Source organism: Arthrobacter sp. P1_B3, assembly GCF_056406615.1.
Genome location: NZ_JBFTZV010000003.1, coordinates 49,786 through 67,364, shown reverse-complemented (window position 1 = coordinate 67,364; position 17,579 = coordinate 49,786). Strand labels below are relative to the sequence as shown.

The window sequence follows — 17,579 nt, the reverse complement described above, 5'->3', positions numbered from 1 at the left end:
GCCGGGTCCCGTTTAGGCCCTATTTCGGCCGTCGGCAGGCTCCGCCGCTCCCAAGGCGGGGCCCATCGGCGTTTTCTCAGATTCGGACTCTAAAATGGGCTGACTCCCCGTTCGTTTAGGAAGGCTCAACAAGTGGTTCGACCCCGTGACAACCGTGCCGACGGATCCGCCCCGCCGGCTCGGTCAACCGCCGCTGCCCGGCACACGGCCGATCCCGCCGTTGGTCCGGCCCGCCACCTCGGCGCTGCCCGCCGGACCCCCACCTGGCTGAAAGTCTTCACGGGCGTGGTGGCCGTGCTCCTGGTCGGCGTGATCGCTTTCGGCGCCTACTGGGCCCTCCGGCTCCAGGGCAACCTCACCAAGGCCCCGCTGAGCGCCGGCAGCACCAAGACCGAGAACGCCGTGAACGATTCGACGGACCGGATGCAGATCCTGGTCCTTGGTTCGGACACGCGCGACGGGAAGAATGCGCAGTACGGAACCAGCGATGACGCGACCGGCTATGGGCACTCGGATGTGATGATGCTGATGGACATCTCCGCGGACAACAAGCGGGTCAATGTGGTCAGCTTCCCCCGGGACCTGCTGGTCGACATTCCCAAGTGCAAGGATCCGAAAACCAACAAGGAGTACCCGGCCCAGACGGGTGTCATGATCAACTCGGCCATGTCCGAGGCCGGCATCGGCTGCGCCGTGGACACCGTCAACAAGCTCACCGGCCTGGAAATCGACCACTTCATGATGGCCGACTTCAACGCCGTCAAGGAACTCTCCAACGCCGTCGGCGGTGTGTCTGTGTGTGTCAGCGACGCCGTGTACGACCCCGACTCGAAGCTGCGGCTGCCCAAGGGCACGTCCACCGTCCAGGGCGAGCAGGCACTGTCCTTCGTCCGCACCCGGCACGCCTTCGGCGACGGCGGCGACCTCGGCCGCATCAAGGCCCAGCAGGGCTTCCTGTCCTCCCTGACCAGGAAAATCAAGGACGACGGCACCCTCACCAACCCGGCCCGGATGCTCGGCATCGCGGACGCGATCACGAAGAACCTGACCATCGACGACGGTCTGGCCTCGGTGCCGACGCTGCTGACCGTGGGCAACCGGCTCAAAAACATCGACGTTGGCAAGGTGGCTTTCGTGGCCACGCCCACCGTCCCGGCCGAAGCGGACCCCAACCGGCTGCAGCTGGCCGAGCCCGCGGCATCCCAGCTGTTCAATGCCATGCGCAACGACGTCGACCTGACGGATCCCACCGCAACGCCGAGCGCTTCCCCGAGTGCCAGCGCCACGCCGACGCCCAGCGCCACGGTACCGGCCTACGACAAGACGCTGCAGCCCGTCACTGTGGCCAACGGCTCGGGCGTTCCGGCCCGGACCCAGGAGATCATGCAGGCCATCAAGGGCGCCGGCTTCACACAGGTGGGACAGTTGACGGCTCCGCCCGTCGCGGCGACGGCTGTGTACTACGGTGCGGACTACGCTGACGTGGCCGCGGACGTCGCGGCGGCGCTGGGTGTGGCGCCGGGCCGGGTGCTCCCGGCCGCCGGAGTTGCGGGAGTCCAGGTTTACCTGGGCAGCGATTTCGCGAACGGGACACCGACCGCAGACACCACGCCGCAATTGCCGGCGGACATCGTCAACCAGACAGCCGGCGACACCGTCTGCCAGCAGGCGAACCCGGCGCTGATCACCGGCTGACTATGCGCTGAAGCGCAGGGTCCCGGCAGTGACTGAAACCTGCGGCGACAAACTGGCGCCAACGACGGAGGGCCGGCCCGGGAAACCCCGTGGCCGGCCCTTTTAGCTTTGACAGCCGCCGGTCACCAGATGCTGACGCGCTCCTGCGGTGGCATCCACATGCCGTCCTGATCGGTGACGTCGAACGCTTCGTGGAAGGCATCGAGGTTCTTGGCGATCGAGTTGGTGCGGAACTCGTTGGGGGAGTGCGGGTCCGTCGCCAGCCGGCGGACGGCCTCTTCAGTCCGGATGACCTGCCGCCACCCCGCGGCCCAGGACGCGAAGAAGCGCTGGACCCCGGTCAGGCCGTCGAGCACCGGGGGCTCCTTCCCGTCGAGGCTGATCAGGTAGGCCTTGTAGGCGATTGTGAGGCCGCCGAGGTCGCCGATGTTCTCGCCCAGGGTCAGCTTGCCGTTGACGTTGTGGCCGGGGGCGGCCGTGGGGGAGAGCGCGTCAAACTGCGCCACCAGCCGGGAGGTCAGCGCCTCGAAGGCGGTGCGGTCGTCCTCGGTCCACCAGTTGCGGAGCAGGCCGTTGCCGTCATACTGCGAGCCCTGGTCATCGAAGCCGTGGCCGATTTCGTGGCCGATCACGGCACCGATGCCGCCGTAGTTGACGGCGTCATCGGCGTCGGCGGTGAAGAACGGAGGCTGCAGGATGGCGGCGGGAAAAACGATCTCGTTCAGCAGTGGGTGGTAGTAGGCGTTGACCGTCTGCGGGGTCATGAGCCACTTCTCGCGGTCCACGGGCTTGCCGACCTCGTCGAGGTGGCGGTCGACGTCGGCGCTGTGCGCGCGCTCCACGTTCCCCAGCAGATCGGCGGGATCGACCTCCACGGCGGAGTAGTCGATCCACTTGTCCGGGTAGCCGATTTTGGCGCGGAAGGTGTCCAGTTTCTTCAGGGCCTCGAGCTTCGTTGCCTCGCCCATCCAGTCCAGTCCCAGGATGGAGTCCCGGTACGCCGCGATGAGGTTGGTGACAAGGGTCTGCATGCGTGCCTTGTTGCCTTCCGGGAAATGTTCGGCCACGTAGATCTGGCCGACCGCCTCACCGAGGCCCGCCTCGACCACCGCGACGCCGCGCTTCCAGCGGTCTTTGATCCGCGGCGTACCGCTCAGGGTGGTGCCATAGAACGCGAAGTTCGCGTCCACGAACGCCGCGGACAGGTAGGGGGCGGCCGCGCTGACCACGCGCATGGCGAGCCATTCCTGCCATGTGGCCAGCGGTTCGGTGGCCAGCAGGGAGGCCGCGCCGGAGAAGAAATCTGGGGTGCTCATCACGAGTTCGGCGCGCTTGTCCGGCTCGATGCCGGCGGCGTCGAACCAGTCGGCCAGCAGGGGGAACAGCTCCGCGGCCTCACCGGCTGACTTCAGGTTGTACGTCTTTTGCGGATTCCGCAAAGTCACGTTGTCCCAGTGGTGCGAGGCGAGCGAAGTTTCCAGCGCCACCACGCGTCCGGCCGCGCCCTCCGCGTCCGCCACATCGGCGAGGCCCAGAATGGCCTGAACGTGTTCCCGGTAGGCCCGGACCATCGGGGCGAACTTCTCTTCCCGGTAGTAGGACTCATCCGGCAGGCCGAGGCCGCCTTGGCCGGTGTAGAGCAGCACCCGGTCCGGGTTTCCGGCGTCCGGGGCGGGGTAGATATAGAAAAGCCCCGAGACATCGGCGCGGAACAGGCGTCCGGCCAGCGTCACGAGTGCGGGCACCGACGTCGTGGCAAAAACCTCCGCCAGCCGCGCGCGGAGCGGGTCCAGGCCCTTGGCTTCCACCGCCGCCTCGTCCATGAAGCTGTTGTACAGGTCCCCGATCTTCCGCTCGATGCCGGTAGCCTCGGAACCACGCGCGGCGGCCCGCTCGATAATTTCCTTCACGGCGAGCTCCGAAGCGTCGCGCAGCGCAGTAAACGTGCCCTCCAGGGGCCGGTCGTCCGGAATGACCGTGCTGTCGAGCCAGCCGCCATTCACGTGCTGGTACAGGTCATCCTGAGGACGGACGTTGGCGTCGATGGTGGACAGGTCGATTCCCGAAAGTGGCACGGATGCTCCTTTGAGAGGCAGTCCGGCGCCGGAGCGTTTGTCGGCGCACAGTCTGCATGGTGGACGTTACGGTGGTCTGGCTCCTTCATCTTACGCACCCGTGTTACTGTGAAATTGTGCGCGCAGAACTGCTTCTTCTTAGCTGCCGCGGCGAGGCCTCAGACGCGATCTAGCGCAAGGCCCACCCTCGCTGCGGAGTTTGTGTTGCCCGGCCACCCTTTCACCAAGAACCACAGAAAAGGCCCCGATTGTAATGCAGAACGCACAGAAGCCCTCAGGAATGCCGGTCCACCGTTACATCCCGTTCCAGGACCAGATCACCGTTGAACTGCCGGACCGCACCTGGCCCGACAAAGTCATCACCAAGGCCCCGCGCTGGTGCGCCGTGGACCTGCGCGACGGCAACCAGGCCCTCATCGATCCCATGAGCCCGGCCCGCAAGCTGAAGATGTTCCAGCTGCTGGTCCGGATGGGCTACAAGGAGATCGAAGTCGGTTTCCCCTCGGCGTCGCAGACGGACTTCGATTTCGTCCGGCAGCTGATCGAGGGCAACCACATCCCCGACGACGTGACGATCCAGGTGCTGACGCAGGCCCGTGAGCACCTGATTGAGCGGACCTATGAGTCCTTGGTCGGCGCGAAACAGGCGATCGTCCATCTCTACAACTCCACGTCCGTCCTGCAGCGCCGCGTGGTCTTCAACCAGGACGAAGACGGCATCCTGGACATCGCCCTTCAGGGCGCTCGGCTGTGCAAGAAGTACGAGGAAACCCTCGTCGATACGCACATCACCTACGAATACTCGCCCGAGTCCTTCACCGGAACCGAGCTGGAATACGCCATCCGCGTCTGCAACGCGATCGCCGACGTCTTCGAGGCGTCCGCGGACCGGCAGGTCATCATCAATCTGCCCGCCACGGTGGAAATGGCCACCCCCAATGTCTACGCCGACTCCATCGAGTGGATGAGCCGGAACCTGCACCCCCGGGAGGGCATCATCCTCTCCCTGCACCCGCACAATGACCGCGGCACCGGCGTTGCCGCCGCCGAGCTCGGCTACCTGGCCGGCGCAGACCGGATCGAGGGCTGCCTCTTCGGCAACGGCGAGCGGACCGGCAACGTGGACCTGGTGACCCTGGGCCTGAACATGTTCGTCCAGGGCATCGATCCGATGATCGATTTCTCCGACATCGACGAAATCCGCCGCACCGTGGAGTACTGCAACCAACTGCCCGTGGCCGAGCGCTCCCCGTACGGCGGAGACCTGGTCTTCACCGCGTTCTCCGGCTCGCATCAGGACGCGATCAAGAAGGGCCTGGAGGCCCTCGAAAAGGATGCGGCCGCGGCGGGCAAGGACGTGGCCGACTACACCTGGCAGGTCCCGTACCTGCCGGTCGACCCGAAGGACCTTGGCCGCAGCTACGAGGCGGTCATCCGCGTCAACTCGCAGTCCGGCAAGGGCGGCGTCGCGTACCTGCTCAAGAACGAACACAGCCTGGACCTGCCGCGCCGCGCCCAGATCGAGTTCTCCGGCGTCATCCAGAAACGGACCGACACGGTGGGCGGGGAAGTCAGCGGACCCCAGCTGTGGCAGGTCTTCCAGGACGAATACCTGCCCTCGGGTTCGGCCGACACGYAGTGGGGCCGCTACGCCCTCGGCTCGATCAGCACCGAAACTGACGAGGACGGCGCCATGACCCTGACCGCCGCCCTGAAGGTCGACGGAAACCAGGTCCGCCGGACCGGGACCGGCAACGGCCCCATCGCGGCCCTGCTGAGCATCCTGCGCGAGGACGGCGTGGACGTACGCGTCCTGGACTACAGCGAACACGCGCTCTCCGAAGGCGGCAGCGCCCTGGCCGCCGCGTACGTCGAATGCGCCGTGGGGGAGCGCGTGCTCTGGGGTGTCGGGATCGATGCCAACACCAGCACGTCCGCCCTCAAAGCCGTCATCTCGGCCGTGAACCGCGCCATTCGGGACGCCCGCGCCTGATCCGTCCGCCGGCACGGCGTCCGCCAGAACGGCAGACACAGCCACGGAAGACACTGACCTGAGACACACTGCGCCGCCGGAACACTCCGGCGGCGCAGTGTTTTACCTCGGCAGTGCTGCCCATGCCGTGATTCCGTAAAGACAGTGCGAAGATTAACTGTGGCCCAACAATCCTTCGCAGCGCGCGCCTACCGTGATGACGCCGTCGTACTGCGCACCCATAAGCTGGGCGAGGCCGACCGGATCATCACCCTGCTGACAAAGCACCACGGCCAGGTGCGAGCGGTGGCGAAGGGCGTCCGACGCACCAGCAGCCGATTCGGCGCCAGGCTGGAACCGTTCATGGTGGCCGATCTCCAGCTGATTTCCGGGCGCACGCTGGACGTCGTCACGCAAGCCGTGGCCAAAGGCGCCTACGGCGGAAACATCGCGGCGGACTATGGCCGCTACACGGTGGCGGCCGCCATGACCGAGACAGCAGAGAAGCTCACGGACGTCGACGGCGAAGCCGGAACCGCCCAGTACAACCTGCTGGTTGGTGCACTCGCGTCCCTGAGCCGGGGTGACCACGCCTCCGAACTGATCCTGGATTCGTACCTGCTCCGCGCCCTTGCGACCGGCGGCTGGGCGCCGAGCTTTACCGACTGCGCCCGGTGCGGTGCGCCCGGGCCGCACACGGCCTTTTCCGTGCCGCTGGGCGGCATGGTCTGCCCCGAGTGCCGGCCGCCGGGGTCCCCGGCGCCTGCCCCGGAAACCGTGGTCCTGCTTGGTGCCCTGCTCACCGGGAACTGGACGACGGCGGATGCCTCCGAATCCGTTCACCGCCGGGAAGCGGCCGGCCTGGTGGCCAGCTACCTTCAGTGGCACCTGGAGCGAGTCCTCAAATCCCTCAAACATGTGGAGCGAACGTAAAAGTGGCATTGGGAAGAAGCTTGGGAAGAAACCTGGAGAAGAGCCAGGGGAAGCAGGCCATTGTCCGGCGGCGGACCGCCCCGGTGGTGGCTCCCTATCCGCATCCATCCGGCGCTGTTCCGCCCGCGATTCCCGCGGAGCTCATTCCGAGGCATGTAGCGATCGTCATGGACGGCAACGGACGCTGGGCGAACCAGCGCGGCCTGCCGAGGATCGAGGGCCACAAGGCGGGGGAGCCCGCCCTGCTGGACGTCATGGCCGGCGCGATCGAGCTGGGAATCGAGCACGTCAGCGTATACGCCTTCTCCACCGAGAACTGGCGGCGGTCCCCCGAGGAGGTGCGCTTCCTGATGGGCTTCAACAAGGACGTGCTGCGCCGTCAACGGAACCAGCTCGATGACTGGGGGGTCCGGATCCGCTGGTCCGGGAGGCGTCCGAAACTGTGGGGCTCGGTGATCCGCGAACTCGAAGAGGCCGAGGACTACACCCGCGGCAACAGCACCTGCACCTTGAACATGTGTGTCAACTATGGCGGACGCGCCGAGATCGCCGACGCCGTCGCCGCGATCGCGGAGGAAGTGGCGCAGGGCCGGCTCAAACCGGGCGCCATCACCGAACGGACCATCCAAAAGTTCCTGGACGAGCCGGACTTGCCCGACGTTGACCTGTTCCTGCGCAGCTCCGGCGAGCAGCGGCTGTCCAATTTCATGCTGTGGCAGTCGGCCTACGCCGAGTTCGTGTTCATGGACACCCTGTGGCCGGACGTGGACCGCCGGACGCTGTGGGACGCCGTCGAGATCTATGCCCAGCGGGACCGCCGCTACGGAGGAGCGGTCGACGCCGCTCCCGTCGCAGGCAATCAGGGCACCTGACCGGCCGGCCGGACCGGGCCTCTGCCTGCCGGAGGCGGGCCGCTGCCGCCGGCGCCTAGTTCGCGTCAGCCGAATACGTACGCCCTGAGCCACCGGGACAGCCGGGCATAGGCGTCCGCGCGGACCCGGGGTGCGGAGAGGAAGACGTCATGCAGGGCCCCGTCAATCCGCTCCAGCGTGACGGTCCGGCCCAGGCTAAGCGCTCGTAGGGCGATCGTGTTCACGTCGAGGACCGCGTCGGTGCGGCGCATGGACTCCTTCCAGAACATCCCGTTGGCGCTGGCGCCCGAAATCAGCACGAGGATGGGCACATCGATGTTCAGGCCGCGCGCCACCTTGGACTGACCGCTCAGCACGGCGCTGAGCCAGCCGGCACGGACCGGAAAGGCATGCGGCGGACGGTAGGCATCGTCCAGCGCCCATTCGCCCTCCGCCGCGCTGCTGATGCTGCGCCAGTAGAAGGCACGCTCTGGCAGCCGGATCACCGACTCTGGCCAGAACCGGGCGAACGGCTCCACCATGGTCCGCGCGGCCCGGCGCAGGGCGGGGCTGCCGTGGACCTCCAGCCACGGGCTGTCCAGAACCAGCTGCGATGCCACCCCCGGGTGCCGGTCGGCCCACAGCGCCGCGATGAGGCCGCCGGTGGAGTGGCCCATGAGTATCAGCCGCGGCGCCGCGCCGGCCGGCCGGAGCGAGCCGATGATGCCGATCGCTGCTGTGATTTCGGCGTCGTAGTTGTCCAGGTCCGCGACGTAGCCGCCGTGGGTGCCCGGCCGCAGGCTGCGGCCGTGGTTGTGCATGTCGAGTGCGAAGAACTCAAATCCCTGCCGGGCCCAGAATTCCGCGAGTTCCTCGTTGAAGAAGTAGTCACTCCAGCCGTGCAGGAACAGCACGGCCCGGGCCGGCAGGGCAGATGGTGCCGGTCCCAGCGGGGTATGGCGGACCAGGGTGGCCGTGCGCAGCACGCCGTCAGGTCCGGTGGCCTCGAAGGCGCACGCCTGGAAATCATCCCCCAGTATGTCGGTCCGCCACTGCATCGACTTTCCTCCTGCGCTGTTGCCTGCGCCGCTGACTATGCTGCGGACGCCGCGGAGCGGCCGGCCGAACGTCCGGAGAAGAGGCACCCGCCCAGGAATGTCCCCTCGAGGGCCCGGTAGCCGTGAATTCCGCCGCCGCCGAACCCTGCGGCTTCACCGGCGGCGAACAGCCCGGGTACGGGCTGCCCGGTCACGTCCAGGACCCGCGACTGCAGATCCGTGTGCAGGCCGCCGAGGCTCTTGCGTGTCAGGACGGAGAGCCGGACGGCAAGCAGCGGACCGTGGCGCGGATCCAGCAGCCGGTGCGGTGGCGCCACCCGCATGAGCTTGTCGGTGGCGAAACGGCGCGCGGCCCGAATGGCCGCCAGCTGCGGATCCTTGCCCAGCCCGCTGGAAAACTGCCGGTCCCGGTCGCGGATCAGCTGGTCCAGGGTCCCGGGGTCAATGAGCTGTCCGCCAGTCAATTCGTTCATTTGGCCGGCCAGCCCGGCGGGGTTGTCCGCCTGCAGGAAGTCGACTCCGCGGTCCAGGAAACGCTGCAGCGGCGTGTCGCTGCCGGGCTTCAGCCTGGCGGCCAGCAGGCGGACATCCTTGCCCGTGAGATCCGGGTTCTGCTCTGATCCGGACAGGGCGAACTCCTTCAGGGCGATGGTCCTGTTGAGGACGAACCAGGAATGGGCATGTCCGGTGGCCAGAATGTGGCGGAGGGCGCCGAGGGAATCGAATCCGGGAAACAGGGGAGGGGGGAGGGCCCGCCCCGTAGCGTCCAGCCACAGGGCCGACGGCCCGGGCAGGATCCGGATGCCGTGCCGCGGCCAGACCGGGGCATGGTTGTGGATGCCCTCCGGATAGTGCCACATCCGGTCGCCATTGATGAGGTTCCCGCCGGCCCGACCCACGGCCTGCAGGAAGTCCCCGTCCACGGAAGCGGGTACGCCGCTCAGCATCCGCTCCGGCGCAATGCCGCCGGGCCACTGCCTGCGGACCGAATCGTGGTTGCCGCCGATCCCGCCGCTCGTCACCACCACCGCCGCGGCCATGGCCTCGAAACTGCCTGCCGGGCGCCTTGAGGATCTTTCGCCCCGCCCCGCGCTGCTGGCCTCGAGCAGTTCGCCGCGCACGCCGCTCACCCGGCCCGCGGTTTTCACAAGCTCAGTGGCGCGGTGTCGGAAATGAAAGGACACGCGCCCGGCGGCTTCGCCCTCGCGCAGTTTGGCAAGGAAGGGAGCCACCAGGGCAGGTCCCGTGCCCCATGCGACATGGAAGCGCGGGACAGTGTTGCCGTGGCCGTCCGGGCCGTAGCCGCCGCGTTCGGCCCACTGCACCAAGGGAAACAGCCGGACGCCCAGCGACGCGAGCCACGCACGTTTCTCCCCGGCGGCAAAGTTCACGTACGCCGCCGCCCACTCCTTCGCCAGCGCGTCCGCCGGCCTGTCGAATCCTGCGGACGCATGCCAGTCGGTGAGGGCCAGTTCTTCGCTGTCCCGCACCCCGAGCCGCCGCTGTTCCGGGGAGTTGACCAGGAAGAGGCCGCCGAAGGACCAGTGCGCCTGGCCGCCGACGGAGGCCTCGGGTTCCTGATCGAGCACGGCCACCCGCCGGCCGGCGGCATAGGCCTGGGCCGCCGCGACGAGCCCGGCCAGGCCCGCCCCGACCACCACGACATCGGCCTCGATCCCGCGCGCCGGCGCCCCGCGGCCGTCCGTTCCGACACCATCATTGCTGGTCATGGCTTCATGCTAACTCTCCCCGGCGCTGTTCGGCCGCCGGGTCCACGGCGCTGGGCGCCGCAGTCACAACCGCAGTCACACCGACAGTCACAACCGCAGTCACAACGGGCGTCCGCCCGAGCGCTGGTTTGGTCTGCGCGGCCCGAACCGGAAAACTAGAGGCATGCGCGTATATCCCACATTCTTCCGGCTGGCCTTCTCATGGATGGACGCCGAACGCGCCCATAAGATCGGTTTCAAGGCCATCCGGCTCGCCCACAGTTGCGGCGCCGGGCGGCTGCTGCAGAAGGTCACGGCCCCCGCAGCATCCCTGCAGACCCAGGCGTTCGGCCTGACCTTCCCCTCCCCGTTCGGACTCGCTGCCGGCTTCGACAAGGAAGGCCACGGCATCGAGGCGCTGACCGAGCTCGGCTTCGGCCATGTGGAAGTCGGCACGATCACCGGTCAGGCCCAGCCCGGGAACCCGGCGCCGCGGCTGTTCCGCCTCGTGGAGGACAGGGCCGTCGTCAACCGGATGGGGTTCAATAACGACGGCGCCGCGGCGGTGGCCCCGCGCCTGAAGTCCGCCCGCGCCGCCCTGCAGCGCCACCAGCCCGGCGTGCGGCCCGTGATCGGGGTGAACATCGGCAAGAGCAAGGTGGTTGGGCTCGAAGATGCGGTGTCCGATTACCTCATCAGTGCGCGCAGCCTGGCCCCGGCCGCCGACTATCTGGTGGTGAACGTCAGCTCGCCCAACACGCCCGGCCTCCGGCTGCTTCAGGACGTGGAGACGCTGCGCCCGCTGCTGACCGCAGTGGGCGAGGAAGCGGACAAGGCCGCCGGCCGCCACGTTCCCCTCCTGGTCAAGATCGCGCCTGACCTCAGCGATGAGGACATCGACGACGTCGCGCGCCTGGCGCTGGACCTCAAACTGGACGGCATTATCGCAACCAACACCACGATCGCCCGCACCGGGCTCGTCTCCAGCCCGGACAAGGTTGAAGCGTGCGGGGCCGGTGGCCTTTCCGGCGCGCCCCTCAAGCAACGGTCCCTGGATGTCCTGGCCCGGCTCAAGTCCGTGACGGGCGGAGCGCTGACGCTCGTCTCAGTGGGCGGTGTCGAAACCGCGCAGGATGTGCAGGAACGGCTGGACGCCGGCGCCACCCTCGTCCAGGGCTACACGGCATTCCTCTACGAGGGACCCTTCTGGGCCGCCCGGATCAACCGGCTGCTGGCCATGCACCCGAGCCGGCGCTAGGCATCACGGGGCGATCAGGCCCCGGACAGATCGCAGCAAACGAGAAGCCCCCGGCAGATGACTGCCGGGGGCTTCTCGTTTGAAGACGACTGGGAGGGAATGTCAGACGGGGAACTGGCCGCGGTTGACCTGGGGCTTGGGCAGGCGCAGGCGGCGGAACTGAAGGGAGCGCATGGAGCCGTACCAGACGGTGCCGCGCTCGACGTCGCCGAACTTTTCGCCAAGACGCTTCTTGAGTTTGCGGGAKAGGATGAAGACGTCCACGAAGACCGCGAGGAACATGACCCAGAAGCCGCCCAGGACGTAGACCATCTGCGCGCTGGAGGCCGGCACGAGCAGCGAGATGATGACGAAGAGCAGGGCACCGAACATGAGGTACTCGCCCAGGCTGAAGCGTGCATCGACGTAATCACGGGCGAAACGCTTCTGCGGACCCTTGTCGCGCAAGGGCAGGAACTTCTCGTCACCGCTGTCCATGGCTTGCCGCATCTTGAGCCGCTGCTCCGCGACGGCGGCGCGCTCGGCCGCCTTGGAGGCCTTGCGGTCCTCCGGCACGAGGGGCCGCTTGCGGGCCGCTACCTGGGCGCTGCGCTTGGGCGTGGGTGCGCCCTTGCCGGTCACGGTGCCCCGGGCTGCTGCCTCGGCTGCCTGCTGGTCAACTATTTCCTGCGCCGATGGCGCTTCCTTTTTACGTCCAAACACCCCTAAAGAATACCCCGCAGACACGGGTCCGAGACCCAGCCCACACGGCGCAGGCCCGGCGACGATGCTGTTTGTCGTGATCCAGCGCACGGGTAGTCTTTTGGCCATGACTTCATCAACCGCGAGGAACCCGCTGACCACTATGGACCACGACGGCACCATCGATGCCGAGGCCCTCCGCCAGGCCGTTGCCGAATCGTTCGACGAAACGATCGGCCAGCTGACGGACCTTGTTGCCATTCCGGGCATCGCCTGGCCAAGCTTTGATCCTGCCCCGCTGAACCGCAGCGCCGACGCCGTCGCCGCCCTCGTGCGGGCCAGCGGTTTCGACGACGTGCGGATCCTGCGCTGCGACAAGGAAGACGGGACACCCGGCGGCCCCGCCGTCGTCGCGCGCCGTCCAGCTGCCGAGGGCAAGCCGACAGTTCTGCTCTACGCCCACCACGACGTCCAGCCCACGGGTGATCTGGCGCTATGGGAAACCGACCCCTTCACCGCCGTCGAACGCGACGGGCGGCTCTTCGGCCGCGGTGCCGCCGATGACAAGGCCGGCATCCTCGCCCACATCGCCGCCTACTCGGCCGTGACGCGCGTGCTCGGAGACGAGCTGGGCCTCGGCGTGACGTTCTTCTTCGAGGGCGAAGAAGAGGCCGGCTCGCCAACGTTCCGGCAGTTCCTCGAGACGCACCGCGAGCTTCTCCGCTCCGACGTGATCGTCGTGGCCGACTCCAGCAACTGGAAGGTGGGCATTCCTGCCCTGACCACCAGCCTGCGCGGCCTGGTGGACGGCACCATCGAGGTCAAGGTCCTGGACCACGCGGTGCACTCGGGCATGTTCGGCGGCCCGGTGCTGGACGCGCCGACCCTGCTGGCCCGCCTGATCGCGACCCTCCACGACGACGAGGGCAGCGTCGCGATCAAGGGCCTGGTGAGCCGCGACGACGTGGTGGTCGACCTCACCGAGGAGGAGTACCGCGCCGATGCCTCCGTGCTCGACGGCGTGAAGCTCGCCGGGACCGGGAGCATTGCCTCGCGCATGTGGACCAAGCCGGCCCTGTCCATCATCGGTTTTGACGCCCCGGCCGTGGACGTAGCCTCCAACACCCTGCTGCCGCGGGCCCGGGCCAAGTTCAGCCTGCGCCTGGCCCCCGGGCAGGACCCCGCAGCCGCCATGGATGCTGTCCGCAAGCACGTCGAGGAGAACGCGCCGTTCGGCGCGCAGGTGGTGTTCACCCCGGGGGAGAGCGGCAACTCCTTCCTGACGGACACCAGCTCGAAGGCCGCGTCCGTGGCCATGTGGGCGCTGGGCGAGGCCTGGGGCGTACCCGCCGTCGAAATGGGGATCGGCGGGTCCATTCCGTTCATCGCGGATCTGACCGAGCTCTACCCGGACGTGCAGATCCTGGTCACCGGCGTCGAGGATCCCGATTCCCGGGCCCACAGCGCCAACGAATCGCTGCACCTGGGCGACTTCCGGAACGCGATCGTCGCCGAGGCCCTGCTGCTCGCGCGCCTCAACGACGAAGGTGCGCTCTAGCCGCCCGGCCCCTCCGGCCCCCGGGGGGAACATCCAGCCGTCTCACACGGTTACGTCAGAAGTTAGAGCTAGAAGGCTGCGCGAAGTAGCATGTAGCTATAGCCCATACCGTTTAAGTAGGGGCGGGCACCGTGCTAGCGGGGCCGCCACCACCGTTGCAAGAAGGTAGGCCATGAGCACTACAACCAATGAAAACAGCGCCGACACCACCGCCCAGGCCGGCGAGCTGGCCACGCACGAGGTCAAGCTGACCGACGTCGCGGCCGGAAAGGTCCGCAGCCTCCTGGAGCAGGAAGGCCGCACCGATCTGCGCCTCCGCGTTGCCGTGCAGCCTGGCGGTTGCTCCGGCCTGATCTACCAGCTCTACTTCGACGAGCGGCTGCTCGACGGGGACGCGGTGCGCGACTACGACGGCGTTGAAGTCGTCGTCGACAAGATGAGTGTTCCTTACCTCAGCGGTGCCAGCATCGATTTCGAGGACACCATCGCCAAGCAGGGCTTCACGATCGACAATCCCAATGCCGGCGGGTCCTGCGCCTGCGGAGATTCTTTCCACTAATTCCTTCCACTGAGGCCGGGCATTTTGCCCGGCCTCAGTGCCGCAGGATCCTCAACGACCGGCACCGGCAAAAAGCTCCCGACGCACGGTGCGGACATGTGGGCGAAAACTCCTGGAGAGCGGTAAGCTCTACACCGAGTAGTAAAACTTTTCGTTTGCCCTGCCCGTAATCTGCGGGGCAACAGCAACAAGTAGGAAGGGCCGTCTGTGAGTTCGCAGAACCGAACCGGCAGCCGACGCAAAAAGATCACTACGATCACTGGCTTGGCACTAGCCGGCGCGTTGGCTTTGACTGGATGTTCACCAGAGGTACAGAAGGGCTGGTTGCCCACCGAGCGTGGCACCACCAATCACACTGACCTCATCATGGACCTCTGGGTCAACTCATGGATTGCCGCGCTGGTCGTCGGCATCATCACCTGGGGCCTGATGATCTGGTGCGTCGTCGCTTATCGCCGCCGCAAGGGCACCGTGGGCTTCCCCCGCCAGAACAGCTTTAACCTTCCGCTTGAAGTGTTCTACCTGAYGATCCCGCTGTTCATGGTCCTGGTGTTCTTCTACTTCACCGACCGCGACCAGGCATCGATCGATGACCGCTCACAGCCGGCCGACGTCGTCGTCGACGTCCGCGGCAAGCAGTGGGCATGGGACTTCAACTACCTGAAGGGCGACGTCGTCACTGAGGACGTCCACGAAGCAGGCGTCCAGGCGCACCTGACCGGTAACGACGTGGACAAGGAAAAGCTGCCCACCCTTTACCTGCCGGTCAACAAGTCCGTTGACCTCGAGCTCAACGCACGCGACGTCATCCACTCCTTCTGGGTGCCGGCCTTCCTGCAGAAGCGGGACATGATTCCCGGCAAGACCAACTACATCCGGTTGACTCCCACCCGGGAGGGCACCTACGACGGCAAGTGCGCCGAACTTTGTGGCGAGTACCACTCCGAAATGCTGTTCCGCGTGAAGGTTGTCTCCGAGTCGGAGTTCCAGGCGCACATGAACAAGCTGCGCCAGGACGGGAACACCGGCCTGCTCGGTGAAGAGTACGACCGCAACCCGGCCCCGACCGAAACCAAGTAAGGGGAGCGACGTGGCAACTTACACTCAATCCGCCGGGACCCTCGAGGCTCCCGTTGTACCGAAGTCCAAGGGACGCATCGTCGTCAACTGGATCACCTCGACCGACCACAAAACGATCGGGTACATGTACCTGATCGCGTCGTTCATCTTCTTCTGCTTCGGCGGCATCATGGCTCTGCTGATCCGTGCCGAGCTCTTCGAGCCCGGCATGCAGATACTGCAGACCAAAGAGCAGTACAACCAGCTGTTCACCATGCACGGCACCGTGATGCTCCTGATGTTCGCGACGCCGCTGTTCGCCGGCTTCACCAACGTCATCATGCCGCTGCAGATCGGTGCCCCCGACGTCGCGTTCCCGCGACTGAACGCACTGGCCTTCTGGTTCTTCCTCTTCGGCTCCACGATCGCCGTATCCGGCTTCATCACCCCGCAGGGTGCCGCGTCCTTCGGCTGGTTCGCTTACGCGCCGCTGTCCAACACGACGTTCAGCCCCGGCGTGGGCGGTGACCTCTGGGTCTTCGGCCTGGCGCTCTCCGGCTTCGGCACCATCCTTGGTGCGGTCAACTTCATCACCACCATCATCTGCATGCGCGCCCCGGGCATGACCATGTGGCGGATGCCGATCTTCACCTGGAACGCCCTTGTGACCTCCATCCTGGTCCTGATGGCCTTCCCGCCGCTGGCCGCCGCGCTGTTTGCCCTCGGTGCCGACCGCCGCTTTGGTGCGCACATCTTCGATCCTGAGAACGGCGGTGCCGTCCTCTGGCAGCACCTCTTCTGGTTCTTCGGCCACCCTGAGGTCTACATCATCGCGCTGCCGTTCTTCGGCATCGTCTCTGAGATTTTCCCGGTCTTCAGCCGCAAGCCGATCTTCGGCTACAAGGGCCTGGTCTACGCGACCATCTCCATCGCTGCCCTGTCTGTGACCGTGTGGGCACACCACATGTACGTCACCGGCTCGGTCCTGCTGCCGTTCTTCTCCTTCATGACGATGCTCATCGCCGTTCCGACCGGCGTGAAGTTCTTCAACTGGATCGGCACCATGTGGCGCGGTTCCATCACCTTTGAGACGCCCATGCTGTGGAGCATCGGCTTCCTGGCGACGTTCCTCTTCGGTGGGCTCACCGGCATCATCCTGGCCTCGCCGCCGCTGGACTTCCACGTCTCGGACTCCTACTTCGTGGTGGCGCACTTCCACTACGTGGTCTTCGGTACTGTCGTGTTCGCCATGTTCGCCGGCTTCTACTTCTGGTGGCCCAAGTGGACCGGCAAGATGCTCAACGAGCGCCTCGGCAAGATCCACTTCTGGATGCTGTTCCTCGGTTTCCACGGCACCTTCCTGATCCAGCACTGGCTGGGTGTCGAGGGCATGCCCCGCCGTTACGCCGATTACATGCCGCAGGACAACTTCACGTGGATGAACCAGTTCTCCACCATCGCCTCGTTCGTCCTCGGCGCCTCGCTGATTCCGTTCTTCTGGAACGTCTACATCACCTGGCGCAGCAACGAGCGCGTTGAAGTTGATGACCCGTGGGGCTTCGGTGCCTCGCTCGAGTGGGCCACGTCCTGCCCGCCGCCGCGCCACAACTTCACGTCCCTGCCCCGCATCCGCTCCGAGCGTCCTGCCCTGGACCTGCACCACCCGGAGCTCTCCCTGTCCTACACCGCGGATTCGCCTGCTCCAGCAGCAGCGGTCCTCGGTAACGCCGACCAGAAGGACACTGCCAAGTGAAAATCGAATCAAGGATCTTTGGCTACGGCGTCTTCTTCTTCGTGCCGGTGGCATTCATCTACGGTTACCTGACTAACTGGACCGAATGGGTGGGCGCGCTGGCCATCCTGCTGGTTGGCGGGCTCGCCGGCATGATCGGCGCCTACCTGGGCTTCACCGGCCGCCGCGTGGGCATGCGCCCCGAGGACCGCAACGACGCTGAAATCCACGAAGGCGCCGGCGAACAGGGACACTTCAGTCCCTGGAGCTGGTGGCCGCTGATGCTCGGCCTGTCCTGCGCCGCCGGGTTCCTCGGCCTGGCCGTGGGCTGGTGGATCGTCTTCATCGCCGGCGGAATGGCAGTAGTGGCTCTCGTCGGCTGGGTCTACGAGTACAGCCGCGGTGACCACGCGCACTAGCGGCCACGTCCACCCGGACT

General features: G+C 66.6%; 14 protein-coding genes. 10 read left to right on the top strand and 4 right to left on the bottom strand.

Features of this window, described 5'->3' with window-relative positions:
- Positions 1-132 precede the first annotated feature (132 nt).
- Positions 133-1,695, top strand: coding sequence for an LCP family protein (locus tag AC1D2F_RS04725; RefSeq protein WP_229993332.1), 1,563 nt, complete (start codon positions 133-135; stop codon positions 1,693-1,695).
- A gap of 122 nt (positions 1,696-1,817) precedes the next feature.
- Here the strand turns inward: AC1D2F_RS04725 and AC1D2F_RS04720 are convergent, their stop codons facing one another.
- Complete coding sequence (locus tag AC1D2F_RS04720; RefSeq protein ID WP_229993331.1) at positions 1,818-3,770, bottom strand: M13 family metallopeptidase; 1,953 nt, start codon at positions 3,768-3,770, stop codon at positions 1,818-1,820.
- Between the two features lie 253 nt (positions 3,771-4,023).
- On the opposite strand from AC1D2F_RS04720, the gene leuA reads away from it, so the two are divergent.
- From leuA to AC1D2F_RS04705, 3 genes are all read left to right on the top strand, one after another.
- The gene (leuA, locus tag AC1D2F_RS04715; RefSeq protein WP_476966312.1) at positions 4,024-5,763 is read left to right on the top strand and encodes a 2-isopropylmalate synthase; all 1,740 of its coding nucleotides are present in this window, start codon (positions 4,024-4,026) and stop codon (positions 5,761-5,763) included.
- A 159-nt stretch (positions 5,764-5,922) separates the two neighbouring features.
- A complete protein-coding gene (gene recO / locus AC1D2F_RS04710) occupies positions 5,923-6,675 on the top strand; it encodes a DNA repair protein RecO (protein ID WP_229993329.1) in 753 nt (250 codons plus the stop codon).
- A gap of 20 nt (positions 6,676-6,695) precedes the next feature.
- Positions 6,696-7,547: an isoprenyl transferase gene (locus tag AC1D2F_RS04705; protein WP_364743505.1), complete on the top strand. Its 852-nt coding sequence runs from the start codon at positions 6,696-6,698 to the stop codon at positions 7,545-7,547.
- Positions 7,548-7,612: 65 nt separating this feature from the next.
- On the opposite strand, the gene AC1D2F_RS04700 is transcribed toward AC1D2F_RS04705, so the two are convergent.
- Both AC1D2F_RS04700 and AC1D2F_RS04695 read right to left on the bottom strand, forming a co-directional pair.
- Complete coding sequence (locus AC1D2F_RS04700; protein ID WP_229993327.1) at positions 7,613-8,584, bottom strand: alpha/beta hydrolase; 972 nt, start codon at positions 8,582-8,584, stop codon at positions 7,613-7,615.
- A gap of 35 nt (positions 8,585-8,619) precedes the next feature.
- Positions 8,620-10,314 carry an FAD-binding dehydrogenase gene (locus AC1D2F_RS04695; protein WP_476966311.1) on the bottom strand — a complete coding sequence of 565 codons (1,695 nt, stop codon included), beginning with the start codon at positions 10,312-10,314 and terminating at the stop codon, positions 8,620-8,622.
- A gap of 163 nt (positions 10,315-10,477) precedes the next feature.
- On the opposite strand from AC1D2F_RS04695, the gene AC1D2F_RS04690 reads away from it, so the two are divergent.
- The gene (locus tag AC1D2F_RS04690; protein ID WP_229993325.1) at positions 10,478-11,551 is read left to right on the top strand and encodes a quinone-dependent dihydroorotate dehydrogenase; all 1,074 of its coding nucleotides are present in this window, start codon (positions 10,478-10,480) and stop codon (positions 11,549-11,551) included.
- Between the two features lie 102 nt (positions 11,552-11,653).
- On the opposite strand, the gene AC1D2F_RS04685 is transcribed toward AC1D2F_RS04690, so the two are convergent.
- The gene (locus AC1D2F_RS04685; protein ID WP_229993324.1) at positions 11,654-12,253 is read right to left on the bottom strand and encodes a DUF3043 domain-containing protein; all 600 of its coding nucleotides are present in this window, start codon (positions 12,251-12,253) and stop codon (positions 11,654-11,656) included.
- A 106-nt stretch (positions 12,254-12,359) separates the two neighbouring features.
- On the opposite strand from AC1D2F_RS04685, the gene AC1D2F_RS04680 reads away from it, so the two are divergent.
- From AC1D2F_RS04680 to AC1D2F_RS04660, 5 genes are all read left to right on the top strand, one after another.
- On the top strand, positions 12,360-13,790 hold the full coding sequence (locus AC1D2F_RS04680; protein ID WP_476966310.1) for a M20/M25/M40 family metallo-hydrolase: 1,431 nt from the start codon (positions 12,360-12,362) through the stop codon (positions 13,788-13,790).
- 172 nt (positions 13,791-13,962) lie between these two features.
- The gene (locus AC1D2F_RS04675; protein WP_476966309.1) at positions 13,963-14,349 is read left to right on the top strand and encodes a HesB/IscA family protein; all 387 of its coding nucleotides are present in this window, start codon (positions 13,963-13,965) and stop codon (positions 14,347-14,349) included.
- Positions 14,350-14,556: 207 nt separating this feature from the next.
- On the top strand, positions 14,557-15,429 hold the full coding sequence (gene ctaC / locus AC1D2F_RS04670; protein WP_476966308.1) for an aa3-type cytochrome oxidase subunit II: 873 nt from the start codon (positions 14,557-14,559) through the stop codon (positions 15,427-15,429).
- 10 nt (positions 15,430-15,439) lie between these two features.
- On the top strand, positions 15,440-17,161 hold the full coding sequence (gene ctaD / locus AC1D2F_RS04665) for an aa3-type cytochrome oxidase subunit I (protein WP_476966307.1): 1,722 nt from the start codon (positions 15,440-15,442) through the stop codon (positions 17,159-17,161).
- Positions 17,158-17,559 carry a cytochrome c oxidase subunit 4 gene (locus tag AC1D2F_RS04660; RefSeq protein WP_026537311.1) on the top strand — a complete coding sequence of 134 codons (402 nt, stop codon included), beginning with the start codon at positions 17,158-17,160 and terminating at the stop codon, positions 17,557-17,559. The genes ctaD and AC1D2F_RS04660 overlap by 4 nt, the downstream gene beginning before the upstream one ends.
- The last annotated feature ends 20 nt before the right edge of the window (positions 17,560-17,579 follow it).